Here is a 14733-nt window from a genome sequence, read left to right as displayed (position 1 = left end):
GCTCGATCCCTGGGTGGGACCCGGATCGGGCGGCGTTCGTTTTTGGGAGAGAGCTATGTGAGAGGCAGGTCCCGCCCTGCAAATTCGGGGTTTGGCGTTAGCCATGGGCTTCCGGTAAAAGGCCTTGAAACACCTTTCGCGGCGCCGGCTATCTGTTCCGCCAGGCAAAATAACACGAGGAAATGCCCGACATGACCGCCAGACCGCAATTGCCGGAGCGCACGCCGCGCGCCAAGGGCGAACCGACCGCCCTCGATGGTCTGCTGGTCGTCGATTTCACCCGTGTTGTCGCAGGGCCCGCCTGTACGCAAACGCTGGCCGACTTTGGCGCCGAGGTGATAAAGATCGAAAATCCGGATGGCGGCGACGATACGCGTCATTATGAACATGCGGAAATCGGCGGCGAGAGTGCGGCCTTCCTCAGTCTCAACCGCAACAAGCGCGGCATTGCGCTGGATTTCACCAACCCGGCGGCGCTGGAGGTCGCGCGCGAATTGATCGCGAAAGCGGACGTCGTGGTGGAAAATTTCTCTGGCGGCGTGATGAGGAAATTCGGCCTCGACTATGAGTCGGTCGTTCCGACCAATCCGCGACTGATCTATTGCTCGATCTCGGCCTATGGCCGCAAGGGAGAGCTTGCCTTGCGCCCCGGGTTCGACCCGATCACACAGGCCGAAAGCGGCTTCATGTCGCTGAACGGCTTTCCGGATGCTCAGCCGGTACGAACCGGCCCGCCGATCGTGGACATGGCGACGGGAATGTCGGCGTGCAACGCGATTTTGCTGGCTCTGATCGCGCGCGACCGGCTCGGCCGCGGCCAGCAGGTTGAGGTGGCGTTGATCGACACCGCGGTAGCGATGACCGGCTTTTATGGCATGGCCTATCTGATTAGCGGCGAGAACCCTGGTCGTTTCGGTAATTCACCGAACGGCTCACCGACGGTCGGCGTGTATCAGGCCGCCGACGGGCCGCTCTATATGGCCTGTGCCAACGACCGGCTGTACCGCCGCCTTGTGACCGAAGTGCTGGAACGGCCCGACCTCGTGACCGACCCCGAGTTCGCCCATCGGAAAGACCGAACGGCCAACAAGGAAAAGCTGCGCGCCATCATTGCCGGCGTCTTTGCCAGCGACCGGCTCGAGAACTGGATGGCGAAGATGAAAAAGGCGAACATACCGGTCGGCTATCTGCGCACCGTCGAGGAGGGCTTCAACGCGCCGGAAGTGCGCGATCGCGATCGCCTCAGCCACATCCCGCATCCGACCGCCGGTTCAGTGCCCAACATCGAAACGCCGCTCAATATGAGCCTCACGCCGGCGATCGATCCTGTCGCTGCGCCGCTGCTCGGCGAGCACACCAGGGAAGTGCTGCGCAAGACGCTGGGATACGATGACCGCCGTATCGCTGATTTGGCCGAGGCGGGGGCTTTCGGAAAGACTGGCAATACCGGCTGATCGGCTGTCTTTCGTTTCCAATCGTGCCATCGGCGCCGGGCCTGATCCATTCGGACCAGTCCCGGCACGGTACATTTTTCCGCCGACCCCCTCGACGCACCGAATCGGGCCGTTTCGGCCGTTCAGTTCGGCTTGCTGCGAAGGTTGTTTTTTGGCATAGTTACAACCTGCTCAGGCTCCGCGCGATCGATTTCCAGGCGAGCCATGCGAAGTATCAGGGTCGCCGTCGTCAGGCCGAGCCGTTCGGCTTCTTGCGCAGCAGTATCTACTTTCTGGGCCAAGCCCTCACGCTTACCTGGATATGCCATTCCTGTTCCTCTTCTAAGGTGCGAGACCCACTTATGTTGCAGAGCTGCAGAACAAACTCGGAGCTCCATCGAGCGAAACGATCGAAAGCCTGCGACTGTTGAAGGCTTTCGTGAAACTTCCGTCCGCTCAGCGTTCCGAAATCATCGAGCTGGTCGAACGCCTGACTACGGACCATTCGGCTAACGATCCCTCATTGTATTGACCCCCATTGCACGCGCGCCTTGCTTCAATTGTTCGCCTGATTGGCGGGCGGACGGGTCGCGATCGCGTAGACTGCGCCGCCCTCGAGCGCTTCGGATTGGTGCAGCGTGCCGGCGGGCAGGTGGATGGTATCGCCGGCGCCGACGATGCGCTCGCCGCCGTCCCACATGAAATTCAGCCGGCCGCTAATGATCACGAGGATTTCATCTACCGGATGGGTGTGAAATCGATGCACCTTGCCCGCGGCGTCGTGCTGCAATTCGATGCTGCCTTGCTCGGGGAGCAGGTCCAGGATGACGGGATCGATGGCGAACTCGGTTTTCTGACTTGCAATGATTTGGGTCATGCCGCTTGCTCCTTGTCTTCGATTTGAGACGGTTTGCTCTGCGCGAGCTTGGCGAAGGGACAGCCTCCTCCGGATTCGTTATCGTCATGCAGGAAGTATTGCCGGTACTCGCGCCCGTCGGCGGCACCGTAACGGCCGAGATGCGGTGAGGGGCTTGCATTGTCGTAGGGGATGAGCCGCTTGCGTACTTCGGCGAACGCGGCGTTGGTGGCCTTTTCGCTACCAAGGATCTTCTCGAACACCCATCGTGGCTGGAAGGTGAGCATGAAGGCGCTCGACCGGCGGCTTTGCCGCATCACGTGTGCCGGCGTCGTGCACACCACGAAAATTGGCTCTCCGGCGAATGAGAACTCCCACATCGGATGATCGATCTGTTCGGGGATCTCTGCCGGCCATGGACTCTTGTCGAGCCGGGCCAACTGGTCGAGCGTCAGCCACATCTTGCGGTAATAGGCGTCAAGCGTCTGCACCGGGCGAGGTCGGGTGAACACGATCAACGAAGTGTTGGGACCGTAGGATCTGGACTCGGAGACGTATTGTGCGAGTTGGACCCCTAGAATCTCGACGTCGTAGGGATCGAGGAACAGATAGCGCAACTGGTCCTGCCGATGGCCGGTCACACCGAAAACACAGGGAAAAGGCCTCGCTTCGCTGCTCATCTGGGCTTCGAATTCGGAGAACATGACGCTTTGCCAACTGCTCACCGCATACTTCGAAGCGACTTCCTCTTTTCTCAAAAACAAACGCTCCATAACGCCCCCTCTACGTTCAATACGTCTAGCGAACTATCAATTTGGTCCTCATCAATAACGGCCCGGCGATACCCGGCAGCGACATGAGCAGCAGAATTCCGATAAGCATGCTGTAACCGGCGTCGCCGATCGCGGCAGCGCCGTGCACGCCGCCGCTGGCGGCAAGCGGACTGGCGGCAATCATGGCGAACCCGATAACGGGCTGTGCCGCGCCGGCGAAAATTCCCGCGGCCGTCGTGTTCACGGACGCGCCGACGCCGATCAGGTCGGAGGTGTATAGTTTTTTTGTGCATTTCAGCACCAGGGGCACCGTCCCGCCGGCGACAAGTCCGAGCGCCGTAAACACGAAGGTCACGTAGATCAGGCCGAACGCCTGTGCTATCGGCGGCAGCAGCATTGCAATCAGCACCATCCGCAGCACGCAGATGCGGATCAGCGCGGTGTCGAGCGCGGCTGCTGCGCGGTCAGCCATGTGACCGAGAAAGATCGAGCCGACTGCGTTACCGATCATGAAGGCGAGCAGGGGAGTGGCGGCCGCCGTCGGCGAGATATTGAAGAAATGCGCTACCATCGGAATCCCCCAGACGCCCGACAGTGTGGTCACGACGGCGAAGTGGGAGGCAAAAGTCATGGCGCAGCCCCAGTTGGCGAGCCGGGTCAGAGATTGTCCGGCGGCCACAACGACGCTCTTCAGCGTCTTGTTGCTGCGCGACACCGGATCAGGCTTCAGCACGACCTTGGCGAAGGCAAGGTTGGCCAATCCGACGGCGGCGATGAACAGGAAACACGCGCGCCAGCCGAAGCCGGTTACCGCGGCCGCGAGCGGCGTCGTCGCGATGACCCCGCCGACGTAGCCGGATACTTGCGAGATGCCCGACATCACGCCGAACCGCTCGTCGCTGAAGCTCTGCGCCACGAGCTTCAACAGCGCCGTGAATACCAGCGCGTCGCCGCAAGCGATGACGAGGCGCGCCGCAAAAACGTCGAGCATATTCGGCGCCAGCGCAAATGCAGCACTCCCGAGCGAGGATGCCACCATACTGAACAGCACCACGCGCTTGACGCCGTAACGGTCGACCAGAAGGCCCGCCGGAATCTGCATCAGCGTGTAGCCCCAGAAGTAGCTGGAGGCGAGCATCGCGACGCCGGCGGCGTCGGTGCTGAAGTCGTGCATGAGGTTCAGGCTGACCGATTGCGGCGACACGCGCTGCAGGAACGCGATGGCGTAGGCGATGGCCACCGCTGCCCAGGCCAGATAGGCGCGATCGGTGAACCGCGAGACCGGTGCGATCATGGCCTGTTGTCCGGGCATCGACATCATACCCTCGCGTATCCGACCGAGAACAGCGCGTCGGCCGTATCGGGAATTACACGGGACATCGCGGCGTCGACCAGCGACGCCGCGCCATGATAGTCCTGCCGGTGGTGCTTAATGTGGCCGTAGGCACCCCGCATGATCATGCCGGGTAGTTCCAGCAGTTTGCCGGGGTACAGCGAGGAGCACATCTCAATGCAGGCCGCTTGCAATGCGGGATCCTGCGTGTCCCCAAGCAGCGAGGGGGCAACCTTCTCGCAGATCTTGGCGTTGGCGGCCCATACGATGGGATTTCGCGTCCGCCATCCATAGAGCACGCTGTCACCCTTCTCGGCGGCACCTGAGCGCCTCAGAACTTCCGAGGTGAAAAACCCGTAGAGCCCGCGGCCCTGATGGGCGGGGAGCACTTCGGTTCCACTGCGATAGATGGCAAGTCCACTGGAGATCCTCAGCACGCGATAGACTGAAAACGCGGCCAGACCTGAGCTGCTAAAAACCAGAATGAGGCTGAACTTGCTGTCGAACGGGGAGGCGTCCGCCGTCCAATGCGGCTCGCTGGCTTTCCAGTTGACGGCGATGATGCCGTTCATCGCGTCCATCAGCGGTTGGCGGTCGGAGGCTGCAACGCTTGATGCATCCGGAAAGCTGTAGACTGCGTAGTCTGTCCAGGGCGATTTGATCGCCTGATACCGGGTGCCCAGATTTCGCGTCATCGCCGAACTCCAGTTACGCCCCTGAGCTATACAGGCGAGCCTCGAATGGCTTAAAGGACAATATGCCCTCGAAATCTGCCAAACCCCGACGCTCCGGGCCGCGTGAAACGCCATCGACGCGGCGTATCGCGATCGTCGCCTTTCCGGGCGTGACCCTGCTGGATATCTCCGGTCCGGCGCAGGTGTTCGCGGAGTTGGCGGCGATCGAGTTGCCTGGTCCGGGCTATTCCTTGTCCTATCTGTCAACCTCGGGCGGGTTGGTGCCGACAGACGTCGGGATGATGGTGGATACCGCTGCGATCGATAGCGTCCGGCCGCATCAGGTCGATACGCTGGTGATCCCGGGCGGGCCCGGTATTTGGGATATCCGCGAAGACGCCCGGCTGATGCATTGGATTTCGCAGACGCTGCCCAAGGCACGCCGGGTGGCATCGGTGTGTCTCGGGGCTTTCGCGCTGGCCTGGACCGGCGCGCTGGACGGAAAGCGCGCCGCGACCCATTGGCGCTATTGCCCGAGGCTGCAGGACAGCTTCCCCAGCATCCGCGTCGAGCCGAACGCGATCTTCGTCAAGGACGGGCGGGTCTGGTCATCGGCTGGCGTCAGCGCCGGCATCGATCTGGCGCTCGCGATGATCGAGGAGGACTTCGGCCACACCACCGCGCTCGACGTTGCGCGAAGGCTGGTGGTGTTTCTCAAGCGGCCCGGCGGCCAGAGCCAATTCTCGACCGTGCTCGCGGCGCAAGCCTCCGACGTCGAAGGGCGGTTCAGCGCGTTGCACGCCTGGATCATCGAGAATATCGCCAGCGATCTCAAGGTCGAAACCCTCGCTGCGAAGGCCGGGATGACGCCTCGGACTTTTGCTCGCACCTATGCCAGCCGCACCGGAATGACGCCGGCGAGCGGTGTCGAAGCGCTGCGGGTGGAAACCGCACGTCTGTTGCTGGAAAGCAGGCAGGTCGGCGGCGTGATCGAGGTCGCCAAACGCGCCGGGTTCGGCGATGACGAACGCATGCGCCGCGCGTTCCTGCGGCACCTCGGCGTATCGCCCACCGAATACAGGAACCGTTTTTCGGGCGGTTGAGCGGCGCCGCCGGGCCCCTGCGGCCACGAAGTTCCCCTGTGTTAGTCCCCAAAATGCGCCAAGCTCTGACGTTTTTGGCCACAATCCAAATCGACCGTGGCGACATGAAAACGCTGGCGATCATTTCGATTCTTGCGCTGCTCACGGTTTCCGGGGCGTACCGACCAGCTTTTCACGGGCGATCAGCAGACGACGCGAGGGGCGGATTGAACGCGCCTCACAAGCACCTTGGGGACGACGACGAGCATGCTCTCAATTGATCAATTCTTGCGATTCATCAGCGTACCGGCCGTGATGGCGGCATTCCTGATTGCCTCCCAGGTCTCGGGCGCGGGAATTTTCCATTGCAAGCCGATGTACCTCGCCAGCGAATAGCAGCCCTTCGTTCCGGCACCGGATTAACCCGTTCAAAGCGGTAGCTTTTCCCATTTGTCTGCGGCTAATGTGCCGCCAAAATGGGAGAGAAACAGCATGAATGATGGGACCCCCATCCGGCCGGCGAGGAATGTCGAACTCGGCGCCAGCGGCGAAGAATTCCAGAATCTCCACGAATTCGTGCGCAAGGCGCGGGCCCGGCTGAACCAGAACGCTTGGGACTATATCGTCGGGGCCTCGGAGACCGAGACGACCATGCGCCGCAATCGCATGGCCCTCGACGAGATCGCATTCCGGCCGCGGGTCCTGCGGAATGTCGCCCGGGTCGACGCGTCGACCAACGTCTTCGGCCGTAAGTTGCGCCTGCCGGTGATGATCGCGCCCGTCGGTGCGCTGGAGATTTTCGATCCCGATTCAGGTGCTGCGGTTGCGCGAGGAGCCGGCCAGTTCGGCGCTGCCCATATGCTCAGTTCGGTCTCCGAGCCCGGGCTTGAGGCTACGGCAAAAGCAGCGCCCGATGCGCTGTGCATCTTTCAGCTTTACGTTCGCGGCGACGATGCCTTTGTCGAAGATACCGTCAGCCGCACGATCGAAAGCGGCTATGCCGCGTTTTGCCTGACTGTCGACACCGCCCATTACAGCAGGCGCGAACGTGATATCGCCAAGCGCTATGTCCGCGAAAGCCGCATTCGCGCCACCGGCGGCGACTTCCAGAAGGGGCTGGAATGGCGGACCGTGAAGCTGATCAAGGACAAGTATAAAATTCCGCTGGTGCTCAAGGGCATCGCGACCGCGGAAGATGCGGCCATTGCGCTCGATCATGGGGTGGACTGGATCTATGTGTCGAACCACGGCGGACGCCAACTCGACCACGGCCGCGGCTCGATGCATGTGCTGCCCGAAATCGTAGACGCCGTTGCCGGCCGCGCCAAGATCATGGTCGACGGCTCGTTCTGCCGCGGCACCGACATTGTCAAGGCGATCGCCTCGGGTGCCGATCTCGTCGGCATCGGCCGTCTGCAATGCTGGGCGCTCGCCGCCGCGGGCGAGGCCGGCATCACCCGGATGCTGGAATTGCTGGAGGATGAAGTGATCCGGTGCCTCGGGTTGCTCGGCGTCACCAGTCTTGCGGAACTCGACAAATCCTATCTACAAGCGGCGATGCCGACCAACCTGCCGAGCGTGTTCAGTGCATTCCCGCTGCTGGATATTGAACCTTACCGGTACTGAGCACACGGCGTTACCTCTCGTCAGGTCTTGAACGCCACTTTCAAAGAGGTCGGCGCTGGTTGTCGGCTTGAGCTGAGTCGGTGCGCGCAAGAAGCTGCCGCGATGCAGACAAAATCTGATCGAAATCTGCCAATAGTCGAAGGGAATGGTGGACGATCCTTTCTCTGAACTCAGCCTCGAAAAGGCTATTGGCCTTCGTTGGACGCTGCGGGACATTCAGGCCCGCCGGCTGAAATTGTCGCCTGTCAGCGACGAGGATCTGCACGTGCTGACCGAACTCGGTCTGATTGAGATACGAGACGAGGGGCCGGTGCTGACGGAGGCAGGGGCAGCCGTGCTGTGACCCGATTTAGCGGGCCTTCAAAAAGCTCTCGCCTGAGTCGCATGGGGTGCATCGATAGGTCAGCACGTCGTAGCTCTGATCGCGTGGTTCGATCGTGGCCAGCCTCATTTGCGCGCCGCATTTGATGCAGGGCATTTCTATGCTGGTTTGAAAGCGCGTGCAGGTTGGCGTTGGCCGGAATGTTTGCAGCATTTGTTCCCCATGTTCCCGAGAGCGACGCAACGCCACAAACCGTCGAACTCGAGCCCCCGAATCACTATGCCACACTGTTGACATGATTGGAATCGGGTACGCTAGCCCGTATCGCTACGGCCCCGAAAGGAAATAATTCCTTTTCCGAAGCGGCTGGATTGACATCCCAGGAAGTGCGGCGCCGTCCAATACGGCGCAGACGCCTCCCTGAACTATGCTAACCTCCCGGAGACGACATTGGAGAGGCGATCATGATTGAACCGAAACTCGAAGTTCCGGCCGAGCTGCGCGATCTGGCCGAAAAAACCATCGATCAGGCAGAAAAGGCGTTCGGCATGTTCTTCGATGCCGCCGGCAAGTCGATGACGTCGATGCCGGGGCCAGGGACGGAGATTTCGAAGCAGGCGCTATCGTTCACCGAGCAGAACATGAAGGCAGCATTCGAGCACGCCCGAAAGCTGGTTCATGCGACCGACCTCCAGGAAGCGATGCGGATTCAGTCCGAATTCCTGCGAAGCCAGTTCACCAATGCCGGCGAGCATATGAGACAGATCAGCGGTGGTGTCATGTCGGCCGCCAAGGACGCGACCAAAGGCAAGTTCTGAACGGCAGCCGCTAACGCCGGCGCGCTATTGCGACTCCGAACAGGAACGCAACGAACAGACTCGCGAGGGGCGCTTCCCTGGTAATTGCGCTGACGGTGGATAGCGGCTTGCCGGGTTGCCGTGCCGTTGCGATCACCTCGGCTAGACGATCGACCGCGGACTGAAGCGCTGCAGACACATCCGTGATCGTGCGCGATACCTCGGTCGCGGTGTCGATCGCGCGTTCGGCCATGCTGGGCTGTAGCGGTGGAGGTGTCTCAATGCTCACTGTCGACACTCACTTTGTACTTTGAGATCTGTTCAGCATGCTGGAAATGCGCGAGTAGGCGATTTGTTCCGCCACGGTTCCGCGACAGGGCGGTATGAAGGCGGAACAATCGTCGGCCCCGGGATTTGATTCCGACAGCAATCAATCCGGGTTTCTAAAATGACGAACAATCATTCGAAGGAAAGCCATGCGACACGCCGCGGCGGAGCACCCTTGGCGGTCGCGATTGCAGTCGCGTGCGTTGGCGCGTTCAGCATGTTGATCGCTGATTACGGCCCGAGGAATAAGCCCAAGGTGCAAACGGCTGCCGAGGCTCATTACAGCACCACGGGCGACGCCGCCCGGGCGGCTGGCGCGAAGGTGATGCCGACCGATCCGAAACCGCAACTAGAACCCGATGCGCCGGGGCCGAAGCCCGTGCAGCCGGCAAACCCCATGCGGTCCGGGGACAACTAGTCGGCAGGTTGGTCCTCGCCGTGCGAAACCCTGAGGGCCGCGTCAATTCTCATGTGAACACGACGCTCGGCCATATGAATTAGCCGCGTCCTAGTCTTGCCGGTCACGGTCTGCCCGCCGATCTGAAATCGCCATTGCCAGACATCCGGTTCGCTGGTGGCCGTGACGCTGTATTCCACGCCCTTGTAAATCACGATCTGCCCCGTGCTGGGTCAATATCGTGAGGGACAATTCTTTGCCGCTGCAATCAATCCGGGAGATTACGGAAAATGGCCCGTGATCTGCATGCTTCCTATGCAGATCGCGCGATGGTCGCGTCCGTTCAGTCCGCATCCAACAACCATGCGCCCGTCTGCACCGTCAATTTTCGTTTGTTGGCAAGGCCAGCTTGCAAGAAGCCGCGAGGGCTGATGCGGCGATCCTGATTTCGCGTTTGACACGTCGGGCAAATCAGGGGCAGAAAATCATCATCGCGAAATCAGGCTTGTGACCGGTTCGTCAGCGTACGCTGACGAACGCGCCCCATACGGCAGCAAGCCCCGCTCCCACCAGGACGAGAAGCGGGTTGGCACAAAACGAACTGCCGTATTGGCACATCGTGACGCCGAGTGAGCCGATCTCGTTATGGCTTGCCGCATAGAACAGGCCCGACAGGATCGCGAGCACGGTAGCGACGAAATACACAACGGCCTCCTTGCGATCTGATTGAGCGTTGGTTGGTGCCCTGCGCCCAATGTTTCCATTTGAATGTCGATGCACCGCACCAATTTTTTTGCGCTTGACGCGTCGGGCAAATCAGCGGCACTTCTTCATCATCGCCGATATCGTAAAGCTCGCGCCGGTAAATCGGCCGCGGGCTTTTTCATTTGCAGCGATGCTATCCGCGGGGAAGTTTCAAATTATCCAACCTGTTGCATCGCATTTTCGGTAATTTGTTGACGGTCCGAAAAACATTTGACACGTCGGGCAAATCACCGGCAGATCTACATCATCGCGAAAATCGTGCAGAGCCCGGGCGGAGAAATCCGCAGCGGGCTTTTTCTATTGAAATTTTCCAATCGGACGGCGGCCGCTTGTCACGACGCCCCAACTCACAACGCCCGTCGCCTGAGGCGTCGCAGGCGCGCCGTCGTCCGAACCATTGAGATCATTATTAGCCGGCGCGCGCGAACGTGCCGGCGTGCGGCGTGACCAAGGTCATGGCCGCAAGCGGCCCCTGTAGCAGGGATACGGTTCGCGCCCGAAATGATCGCACCCCAGCGATCATGCCGCGCATTTTTCTCAGAGAGAGGCCGATGACCGCGTATCTGATCTCGCTCGCGCTGATCGGCCTGATTGCGATCGCGATATGGGAGGAGCCTTCATGAGCGCCTGTCTCGTTAATTTCGTTCCGCGTTCCAGAAACGATCGGGGAGAAGCGGGATTCTCCAGGCACGAGGGGTTAGATCGGTCGTGTCGAGCACCCGGTCTGCACAAAATATCCTGAAATCATCAACGTGAATTAATGAGAAATCGCACGAAAGAGCCAGGATCACCCATAGTCTGTCTAAGTAGTTTCTAATTGGTCGTGCGGCTGGGGCGTGGGAGCCTGATGACGAAAGAGTTTCGTACGCTTAAGAGGCGAACGTTGTGATGCGGCCGAACAGGACTTTCAGGGTCCGGGCGGCAACGATCCTGTTGCTGTGCGTCGTGCAAGCACCGATTGCGCGTGCCGATCCGGCCTCCTGCATCGAAAAAGTATCCTCCTATGTCGCGGAGCTGGACCAACTGCTTGCAAAGGAAAGAAACTGGATCACGCCGTTTGACGACCTCAATAATCGATAATTTCCGTTTCTGGATTGCGACACTGACGCCTTGCTGGAGGTTGTTTGGGAGGCGCGCTTCCGACGGTCGATAACCTACAAGCCTCGAGCGAAGGAATACCTGGTTCTGTTCTCAAGCAACGACGTAAGAGTCGGATTTTCATATCGCGCTTTGGAGAAGAAATCGAACCCGCCATTTGCCGTCTGGGTAAACAAGTAAGGGATTCATCGAGTGCCTGAAAGAATTCTTCTCACCTGCACAAAACGTGACGGTTGTTTGAGGGAAATCATGATGACGAAGGGAGCGGGTTGGGCCGCAATTGCGTTCGTGCTTTGCGCGATGCAGGTATCGATGACACGCGCTGATCCCGCCACCTGCATCGATAAGGTATCTTCGTATGTCGCGGAGGTCGACCAACTTCTTGCAACGCAAAAGAATTGGATCACTCCGTTTGATGATCTTAACAAGCGGTACGTGGAGTTTCAGGATTGCGATGCGGATGCCCTGTTGGAGGTAGTTTGGCGGTCGCGTTTTTTTCAACGGATAACCTACAATCCACGAGCGAAGGAATATGTCATTCGGCTTTCAAGCAAGGACGTCGAGGTTGGGTTTGCATACGATGCCAGAGAGAAACGGTCGAACACTCTTTTCGCCGTCTGGGCAAATAAGTAAGGAATTCACGAGTGACTGAAAGAATTTTCCTCACCTACACGAACGCGACCGCGATACCCTATCAGGGGTCGGTTCTCGGGCATCATATCGTGCTGAACTATGCTGATTCCGATGGAAAACACCTGCCGACGTCGGCTTTTCAACCGTGCGGCCGAGGAAATTGAAATATCAAAAGATGGAATCTATGTTGATGGGGTTGCGCGCAGCATAGCGATCGACTCAGGGTGCACCCATGAGATGCCACCACAAGTGTCAAACAAGAGCATTGCGCACGTTTGTATCGTTTGTCGCACTTGCTTTCTCGATCGCGACTTCAGCCGCGCTGCCGATCGATCTGCCTCCGCAGCCCGGTAGAGTTACTACGATCGCTGCCGGACGATCGCCGGCAAGCGAACAAAGCTGGCTGACCTATCACGTCGACATGCCCAAGGGAGTGTCGTTCCGCGAACAGCACGTGCATCAGGAAATCCTCGCCGTTCTGTTGAAGGATAACGCCAGCCAACTTCCCAATGTCAGTCCATGCGAATTGAAGGTTCGATTTCTCGATGGATTCGGGGATTTTGCAGTCGGGGCAGGGCACCCAAATCCAGCGCGCCGCCTTGCATGTCTTCGCGGCGCGATCGGCTATCTGTTGCGGCAACCGATCGGTGAGTTCGATTTCGGCGCGACAAAGAAGGACAGCGCCTATTGGACAAGAATGGGATACTCCGCGCAAACGTACGTGGAACCTGTGGCTCTTCTGGCGATTTACCAGAAGTATTCTCCGCTCCACCAAATCCATTCGGTCGGGAAGGAGGACTTGTCCAATGCTTCATTTGAGGAGTTCGATGCCTGGTTGCGTCGCAGTCGCGAGCAGAAGCTGATTAGCTTTGCCGGTGAACGCACGTTGCTTGATTCTCTCGATCTGCCCGTGCCCGACCCGATGCTCCTGGTGCCGGTCCCTTCCTTGAAATCTCCGCGCATTCCCGCCGGCGTACTGTTTTTCGAAAAGGAAAAGCCCGAGGTCCCCGCGCTCATCATGCTGAGCATTGATGCCAATGATCCGGACCCGGTCGATCGGGAGATAGCGGATCGCCTCGGCTGCACCGTGAACCGGCCGGCGCGCCCCGGCATTGCCAACCCCGGCCATGCGATCTCCTTTGTGAATTGTTACAAATCCAATTGGTTTGGAGACGGTTGGTTGAGTTTTGGCATCGGCAAGTCGGATGGCGCTAACTACCCGGATTATTGCCGGCAGGTACGAGAACTGACCAGCGATCCGCTCTTCGCCGCCGCGGTACGCGGCAGCGCGGAAGGATCGAAGGGCTTCTATGTCGTCCTTCCGCCGAAGTGCGAAACGGGCGAGTAATATTTGTCAGCGGCAGCTTGCGTCGGTCGCACCGAAAGCACCATTAGTGAAAGGAATCCATCATGGCTAGCGAGCCGTTTGAGGTCACGGACGACAAGGGAAACACAGTAACGGGAACTGTCGATGTATTTCGAGACGCCAATGGTCCTTACTTTGATCCCAAAAGCGAATACTACATGAATCCTCGATACGCGGATGCGCATTTCGATTATTTCAACACGAGAGAGGCCTGCACGATCGATCGGGACGTACTCAGCAGGGCGATGCAGGACGCCTTTGCGAAGGCCCTGACAAGGTTTGGAATCGAGAATCCAGGCCGTGCTAAAATTGCGGAGGATGTCGGCGCCTCGATCAACGCAACCAGGCAACAGTGCATTCGAAACGCAGACAAGTATGTCTCAAACGAAACATTCTCGTCCTCAAACTGGGAGACGGGCGAGACCTTCGGTGACCTGACTGCGAAAGCGTATGCAGAGGTGCCCGCTCCAAACGGGGGCATCCAGACCGTTGTCGTCCGTGAAAACAGTTGGCCTGCAGCTGACGTTGCTGCGCTCAAGAACTACGGTAGCGCCAACGCCCCCATCTTGAGCAGGCGCGTCATAACGCGCGATGGCGGCAGCAATACTGAAAACCGGGGCTCTCCTTCTGAAGGCATCGCCCCCGAGAATCCGACGCCGCAAGCACCACCCCCGCGAGTCGGTGGACTTGCGGGAATTTCCAGCAACACCAACCTGATGCGATACCTAGGCCGGAGAGATGGCGGCCACACCGCCAGCACCCGTATTCGACACCGGCCCCCCGGCCGCGCAGTTCGTTCTTCCCGATCAACTGAACTCCTCCGCCCTTCCCATAGACTGGGCCGCCGCTCTGGCGGGCCTCGGTCCGCCGAATCCGATGCAAGCAGCGCCTCCGCCGGAAGCGGAACGAACGCCAGGAATCTCCAGCACCGGGCCGGTCCGATATTTGAGCCGGAGGATTGCCGACCAACCGCAAGCATCCGTATTTGACACAAGCGCGCCGACAGTGCCGTTCATTCCTTTCAATGAGGTGTTTTCTCCCGTTCGCGGAAATGCCTCCGCTAGCGGAAGTGATGCCTCTTTGCCTGCAGGCGGTGCCGGCGGCTCGTCTATGCCAGGCCCCCAGGGATCGAGCGCTTCCACTCTCTTGGAATACATTCGACATCTGAACCAGCTGGACGCCACTAAACCGCAACCTTCCACGGCCGACCCGGACGCATCGCTCGCTCCCTCGGACAGTTCAATTCCGATG

General features: G+C 59.6%; 20 protein-coding genes. 12 read left to right on the top strand and 8 right to left on the bottom strand.

All coding sequences use genetic code 11. The features are described 5' to 3' along the window. Positions 1–191: 191 nt before the first annotated feature. Positions 192–1454 (top strand): CaiB/BaiF CoA-transferase family protein, encoded by a 1263-nt coding sequence (locus JQ575_RS19095; RefSeq protein ID WP_212034759.1) that lies wholly within the window; start codon positions 192–194, stop codon positions 1452–1454. Positions 1455–1576: 122 nt separating this feature from the next. On the opposite strand, the gene JQ575_RS19090 is transcribed toward JQ575_RS19095, so the two are convergent. The 5 genes from JQ575_RS19090 to JQ575_RS19070 form a co-directional block, all read right to left on the bottom strand. Then, positions 1577–1762, bottom strand: coding sequence for a hypothetical protein (locus JQ575_RS19090; RefSeq protein WP_212034758.1), 186 nt, complete (start codon positions 1760–1762; stop codon positions 1577–1579). A 227-nt stretch (positions 1763–1989) separates the two neighbouring features. Continuing rightward, positions 1990–2310 (bottom strand): cupin domain-containing protein, encoded by a 321-nt coding sequence (locus tag JQ575_RS19085; RefSeq protein WP_212034757.1) that lies wholly within the window; start codon positions 2308–2310, stop codon positions 1990–1992. Beyond that, a complete protein-coding gene (locus JQ575_RS19080; protein ID WP_312015966.1) occupies positions 2307–3014 on the bottom strand; it encodes a YqcI/YcgG family protein in 708 nt (235 codons plus the stop codon). The genes JQ575_RS19085 and JQ575_RS19080 overlap by 4 nt, the downstream gene beginning before the upstream one ends. A 73-nt stretch (positions 3015–3087) precedes the next feature. Then, a complete protein-coding gene (locus tag JQ575_RS19075; protein WP_212034755.1) occupies positions 3088–4380 on the bottom strand; it encodes an MFS transporter in 1293 nt (430 codons plus the stop codon). Beyond that, positions 4380–5090, bottom strand: a complete 711-nt coding sequence (locus JQ575_RS19070; RefSeq protein ID WP_212034754.1) for a hypothetical protein — start codon at positions 5088–5090, stop codon at positions 4380–4382. The genes JQ575_RS19075 and JQ575_RS19070 overlap by 1 nt, the downstream gene beginning before the upstream one ends. 62 nt (positions 5091–5152) lie before the next feature. Between JQ575_RS19070 and JQ575_RS19065 the strand changes: the two genes are divergently transcribed. From JQ575_RS19065 to JQ575_RS19050, 5 genes are all read left to right on the top strand, one after another. Next, positions 5153–6172, top strand: a complete 1020-nt coding sequence (locus JQ575_RS19065) for a GlxA family transcriptional regulator (RefSeq protein ID WP_212034753.1) — start codon at positions 5153–5155, stop codon at positions 6170–6172. A 246-nt stretch (positions 6173–6418) separates the two neighbouring features. Further along, on the top strand, positions 6419–6547 hold the full coding sequence (locus tag JQ575_RS45735; protein WP_283842629.1) for a hypothetical protein: 129 nt from the start codon (positions 6419–6421) through the stop codon (positions 6545–6547). A 96-nt stretch (positions 6548–6643) separates the two neighbouring features. Next, entirely contained in the window at positions 6644–7777 is a 1134-nt protein-coding gene (locus tag JQ575_RS19060) for an alpha-hydroxy acid oxidase (protein WP_212034752.1), read from the top strand. A gap of 145 nt (positions 7778–7922) precedes the next feature. Then, positions 7923–8120, top strand: coding sequence for a hypothetical protein (locus JQ575_RS19055; RefSeq protein ID WP_212034751.1), 198 nt, complete (start codon positions 7923–7925; stop codon positions 8118–8120). 443 nt (positions 8121–8563) lie between these two features. After that, positions 8564–8917, top strand: coding sequence for a phasin (locus JQ575_RS19050; RefSeq protein ID WP_192738658.1), 354 nt, complete (start codon positions 8564–8566; stop codon positions 8915–8917). Between the two features lie 10 nt (positions 8918–8927). Here JQ575_RS19050 and JQ575_RS19045 read toward each other — a convergent pair whose 3' ends face one another. Then, positions 8928–9185, bottom strand: coding sequence for a hypothetical protein (locus JQ575_RS19045; RefSeq protein ID WP_212034750.1), 258 nt, complete (start codon positions 9183–9185; stop codon positions 8928–8930). Between the two features lie 159 nt (positions 9186–9344). Here JQ575_RS19045 and JQ575_RS19040 point away from each other — a divergent pair, with 159 nt between their 5' ends. Beyond that, entirely contained in the window at positions 9345–9641 is a 297-nt protein-coding gene (locus tag JQ575_RS19040; RefSeq protein ID WP_212034749.1) for a hypothetical protein, read from the top strand. On the opposite strand, the gene JQ575_RS19035 is transcribed toward JQ575_RS19040, so the two are convergent. After that, positions 9638–9835, bottom strand: coding sequence for a hypothetical protein (locus JQ575_RS19035; RefSeq protein ID WP_212034748.1), 198 nt, complete (start codon positions 9833–9835; stop codon positions 9638–9640). The two genes, JQ575_RS19040 and JQ575_RS19035, sit on opposite strands and share 4 nt — an antisense overlap. 304 nt (positions 9836–10139) lie before the next feature. After that, a complete protein-coding gene (locus JQ575_RS19030) occupies positions 10140–10325 on the bottom strand; it encodes a hypothetical protein (protein ID WP_192738654.1) in 186 nt (61 codons plus the stop codon). A 503-nt stretch (positions 10326–10828) separates the two neighbouring features. Here JQ575_RS19030 and JQ575_RS19025 point away from each other — a divergent pair. The 5 genes from JQ575_RS19025 to JQ575_RS19005 all read left to right on the top strand — a co-directional run bounded on the left by JQ575_RS19025 (position 10829) and on the right by JQ575_RS19005 (position 14471). Next, the gene (locus tag JQ575_RS19025) at positions 10829–11008 is read left to right on the top strand and encodes a hypothetical protein (RefSeq protein ID WP_212034747.1); all 180 of its coding nucleotides are present in this window, start codon (positions 10829–10831) and stop codon (positions 11006–11008) included. Positions 11009–11273: 265 nt separating this feature from the next. Then, a complete protein-coding gene (locus tag JQ575_RS19020) occupies positions 11274–11465 on the top strand; it encodes a hypothetical protein (RefSeq protein WP_212034746.1) in 192 nt (63 codons plus the stop codon). A 270-nt stretch (positions 11466–11735) separates the two neighbouring features. Further along, positions 11736–12116, top strand: a complete 381-nt coding sequence (locus JQ575_RS19015) for a hypothetical protein (protein WP_212034745.1) — start codon at positions 11736–11738, stop codon at positions 12114–12116. Positions 12117–12381: 265 nt separating this feature from the next. Beyond that, a complete protein-coding gene (locus tag JQ575_RS19010; RefSeq protein WP_212034744.1) occupies positions 12382–13464 on the top strand; it encodes a hypothetical protein in 1083 nt (360 codons plus the stop codon). A 62-nt stretch (positions 13465–13526) separates the two neighbouring features. Beyond that, complete coding sequence (locus JQ575_RS19005; RefSeq protein WP_212034743.1) at positions 13527–14471, top strand: hypothetical protein; 945 nt, start codon at positions 13527–13529, stop codon at positions 14469–14471. Positions 14472–14733 lie beyond the last annotated feature (262 nt).

Origin of the sequence: Bradyrhizobium sp. JYMT SZCCT0428, from assembly GCF_018131075.1 — a bacterium.
Lineage (GTDB): Bacteria > Pseudomonadota > Alphaproteobacteria > Rhizobiales > Xanthobacteraceae > Bradyrhizobium.
The sequence above is the reverse complement of the archived record's forward strand: the minus strand, read 5'-3'. Positions and strand labels throughout refer to the sequence as shown.

What these genes read in the sequence shown, in the direction of transcription:
- JQ575_RS19095 (WP_212034759.1), top strand. Translation starts at nt 192, where the DNA reads ATGACCGCCAGACCGCAATTGCCGGAGCGCACGCCGCGCGCCAAGGGC.
- JQ575_RS19090 (WP_212034758.1), bottom strand. Translation starts at nt 1,762, where the DNA reads ATGGCATATCCAGGTAAGCGTGAGGGCTTGGCCCAGAAAGTAGATACT.
- JQ575_RS19085 (WP_212034757.1), bottom strand. Translation starts at nt 2,310, where the DNA reads ATGACCCAAATCATTGCAAGTCAGAAAACCGAGTTCGCCATCGATCCC.
- JQ575_RS19075 (WP_212034755.1), bottom strand. Translation starts at nt 4,380, where the DNA reads ATGTCGATGCCCGGACAACAGGCCATGATCGCACCGGTCTCGCGGTTC.
- JQ575_RS19070 (WP_212034754.1), bottom strand. Translation starts at nt 5,090, where the DNA reads ATGACGCGAAATCTGGGCACCCGGTATCAGGCGATCAAATCGCCCTGG.
- JQ575_RS19065 (WP_212034753.1), top strand. Translation starts at nt 5,153, where the DNA reads ATGCCCTCGAAATCTGCCAAACCCCGACGCTCCGGGCCGCGTGAAACG.
- JQ575_RS45735 (WP_283842629.1), top strand. Translation starts at nt 6,419, where the DNA reads ATGCTCTCAATTGATCAATTCTTGCGATTCATCAGCGTACCGGCCGTG.
- JQ575_RS19060 (WP_212034752.1), top strand. Translation starts at nt 6,644, where the DNA reads ATGAATGATGGGACCCCCATCCGGCCGGCGAGGAATGTCGAACTCGGC.
- JQ575_RS19055 (WP_212034751.1), top strand. Translation starts at nt 7,923, where the DNA reads ATGGTGGACGATCCTTTCTCTGAACTCAGCCTCGAAAAGGCTATTGGC.
- JQ575_RS19050 (WP_192738658.1), top strand. Translation starts at nt 8,564, where the DNA reads ATGATTGAACCGAAACTCGAAGTTCCGGCCGAGCTGCGCGATCTGGCC.
- JQ575_RS19040 (WP_212034749.1), top strand. Translation starts at nt 9,345, where the DNA reads ATGACGAACAATCATTCGAAGGAAAGCCATGCGACACGCCGCGGCGGA.
- JQ575_RS19020 (WP_212034746.1), top strand. Translation starts at nt 11,274, where the DNA reads ATGCGGCCGAACAGGACTTTCAGGGTCCGGGCGGCAACGATCCTGTTG.
- JQ575_RS19015 (WP_212034745.1), top strand. Translation starts at nt 11,736, where the DNA reads ATGACGAAGGGAGCGGGTTGGGCCGCAATTGCGTTCGTGCTTTGCGCG.
- JQ575_RS19005 (WP_212034743.1), top strand. Translation starts at nt 13,527, where the DNA reads ATGGCTAGCGAGCCGTTTGAGGTCACGGACGACAAGGGAAACACAGTA.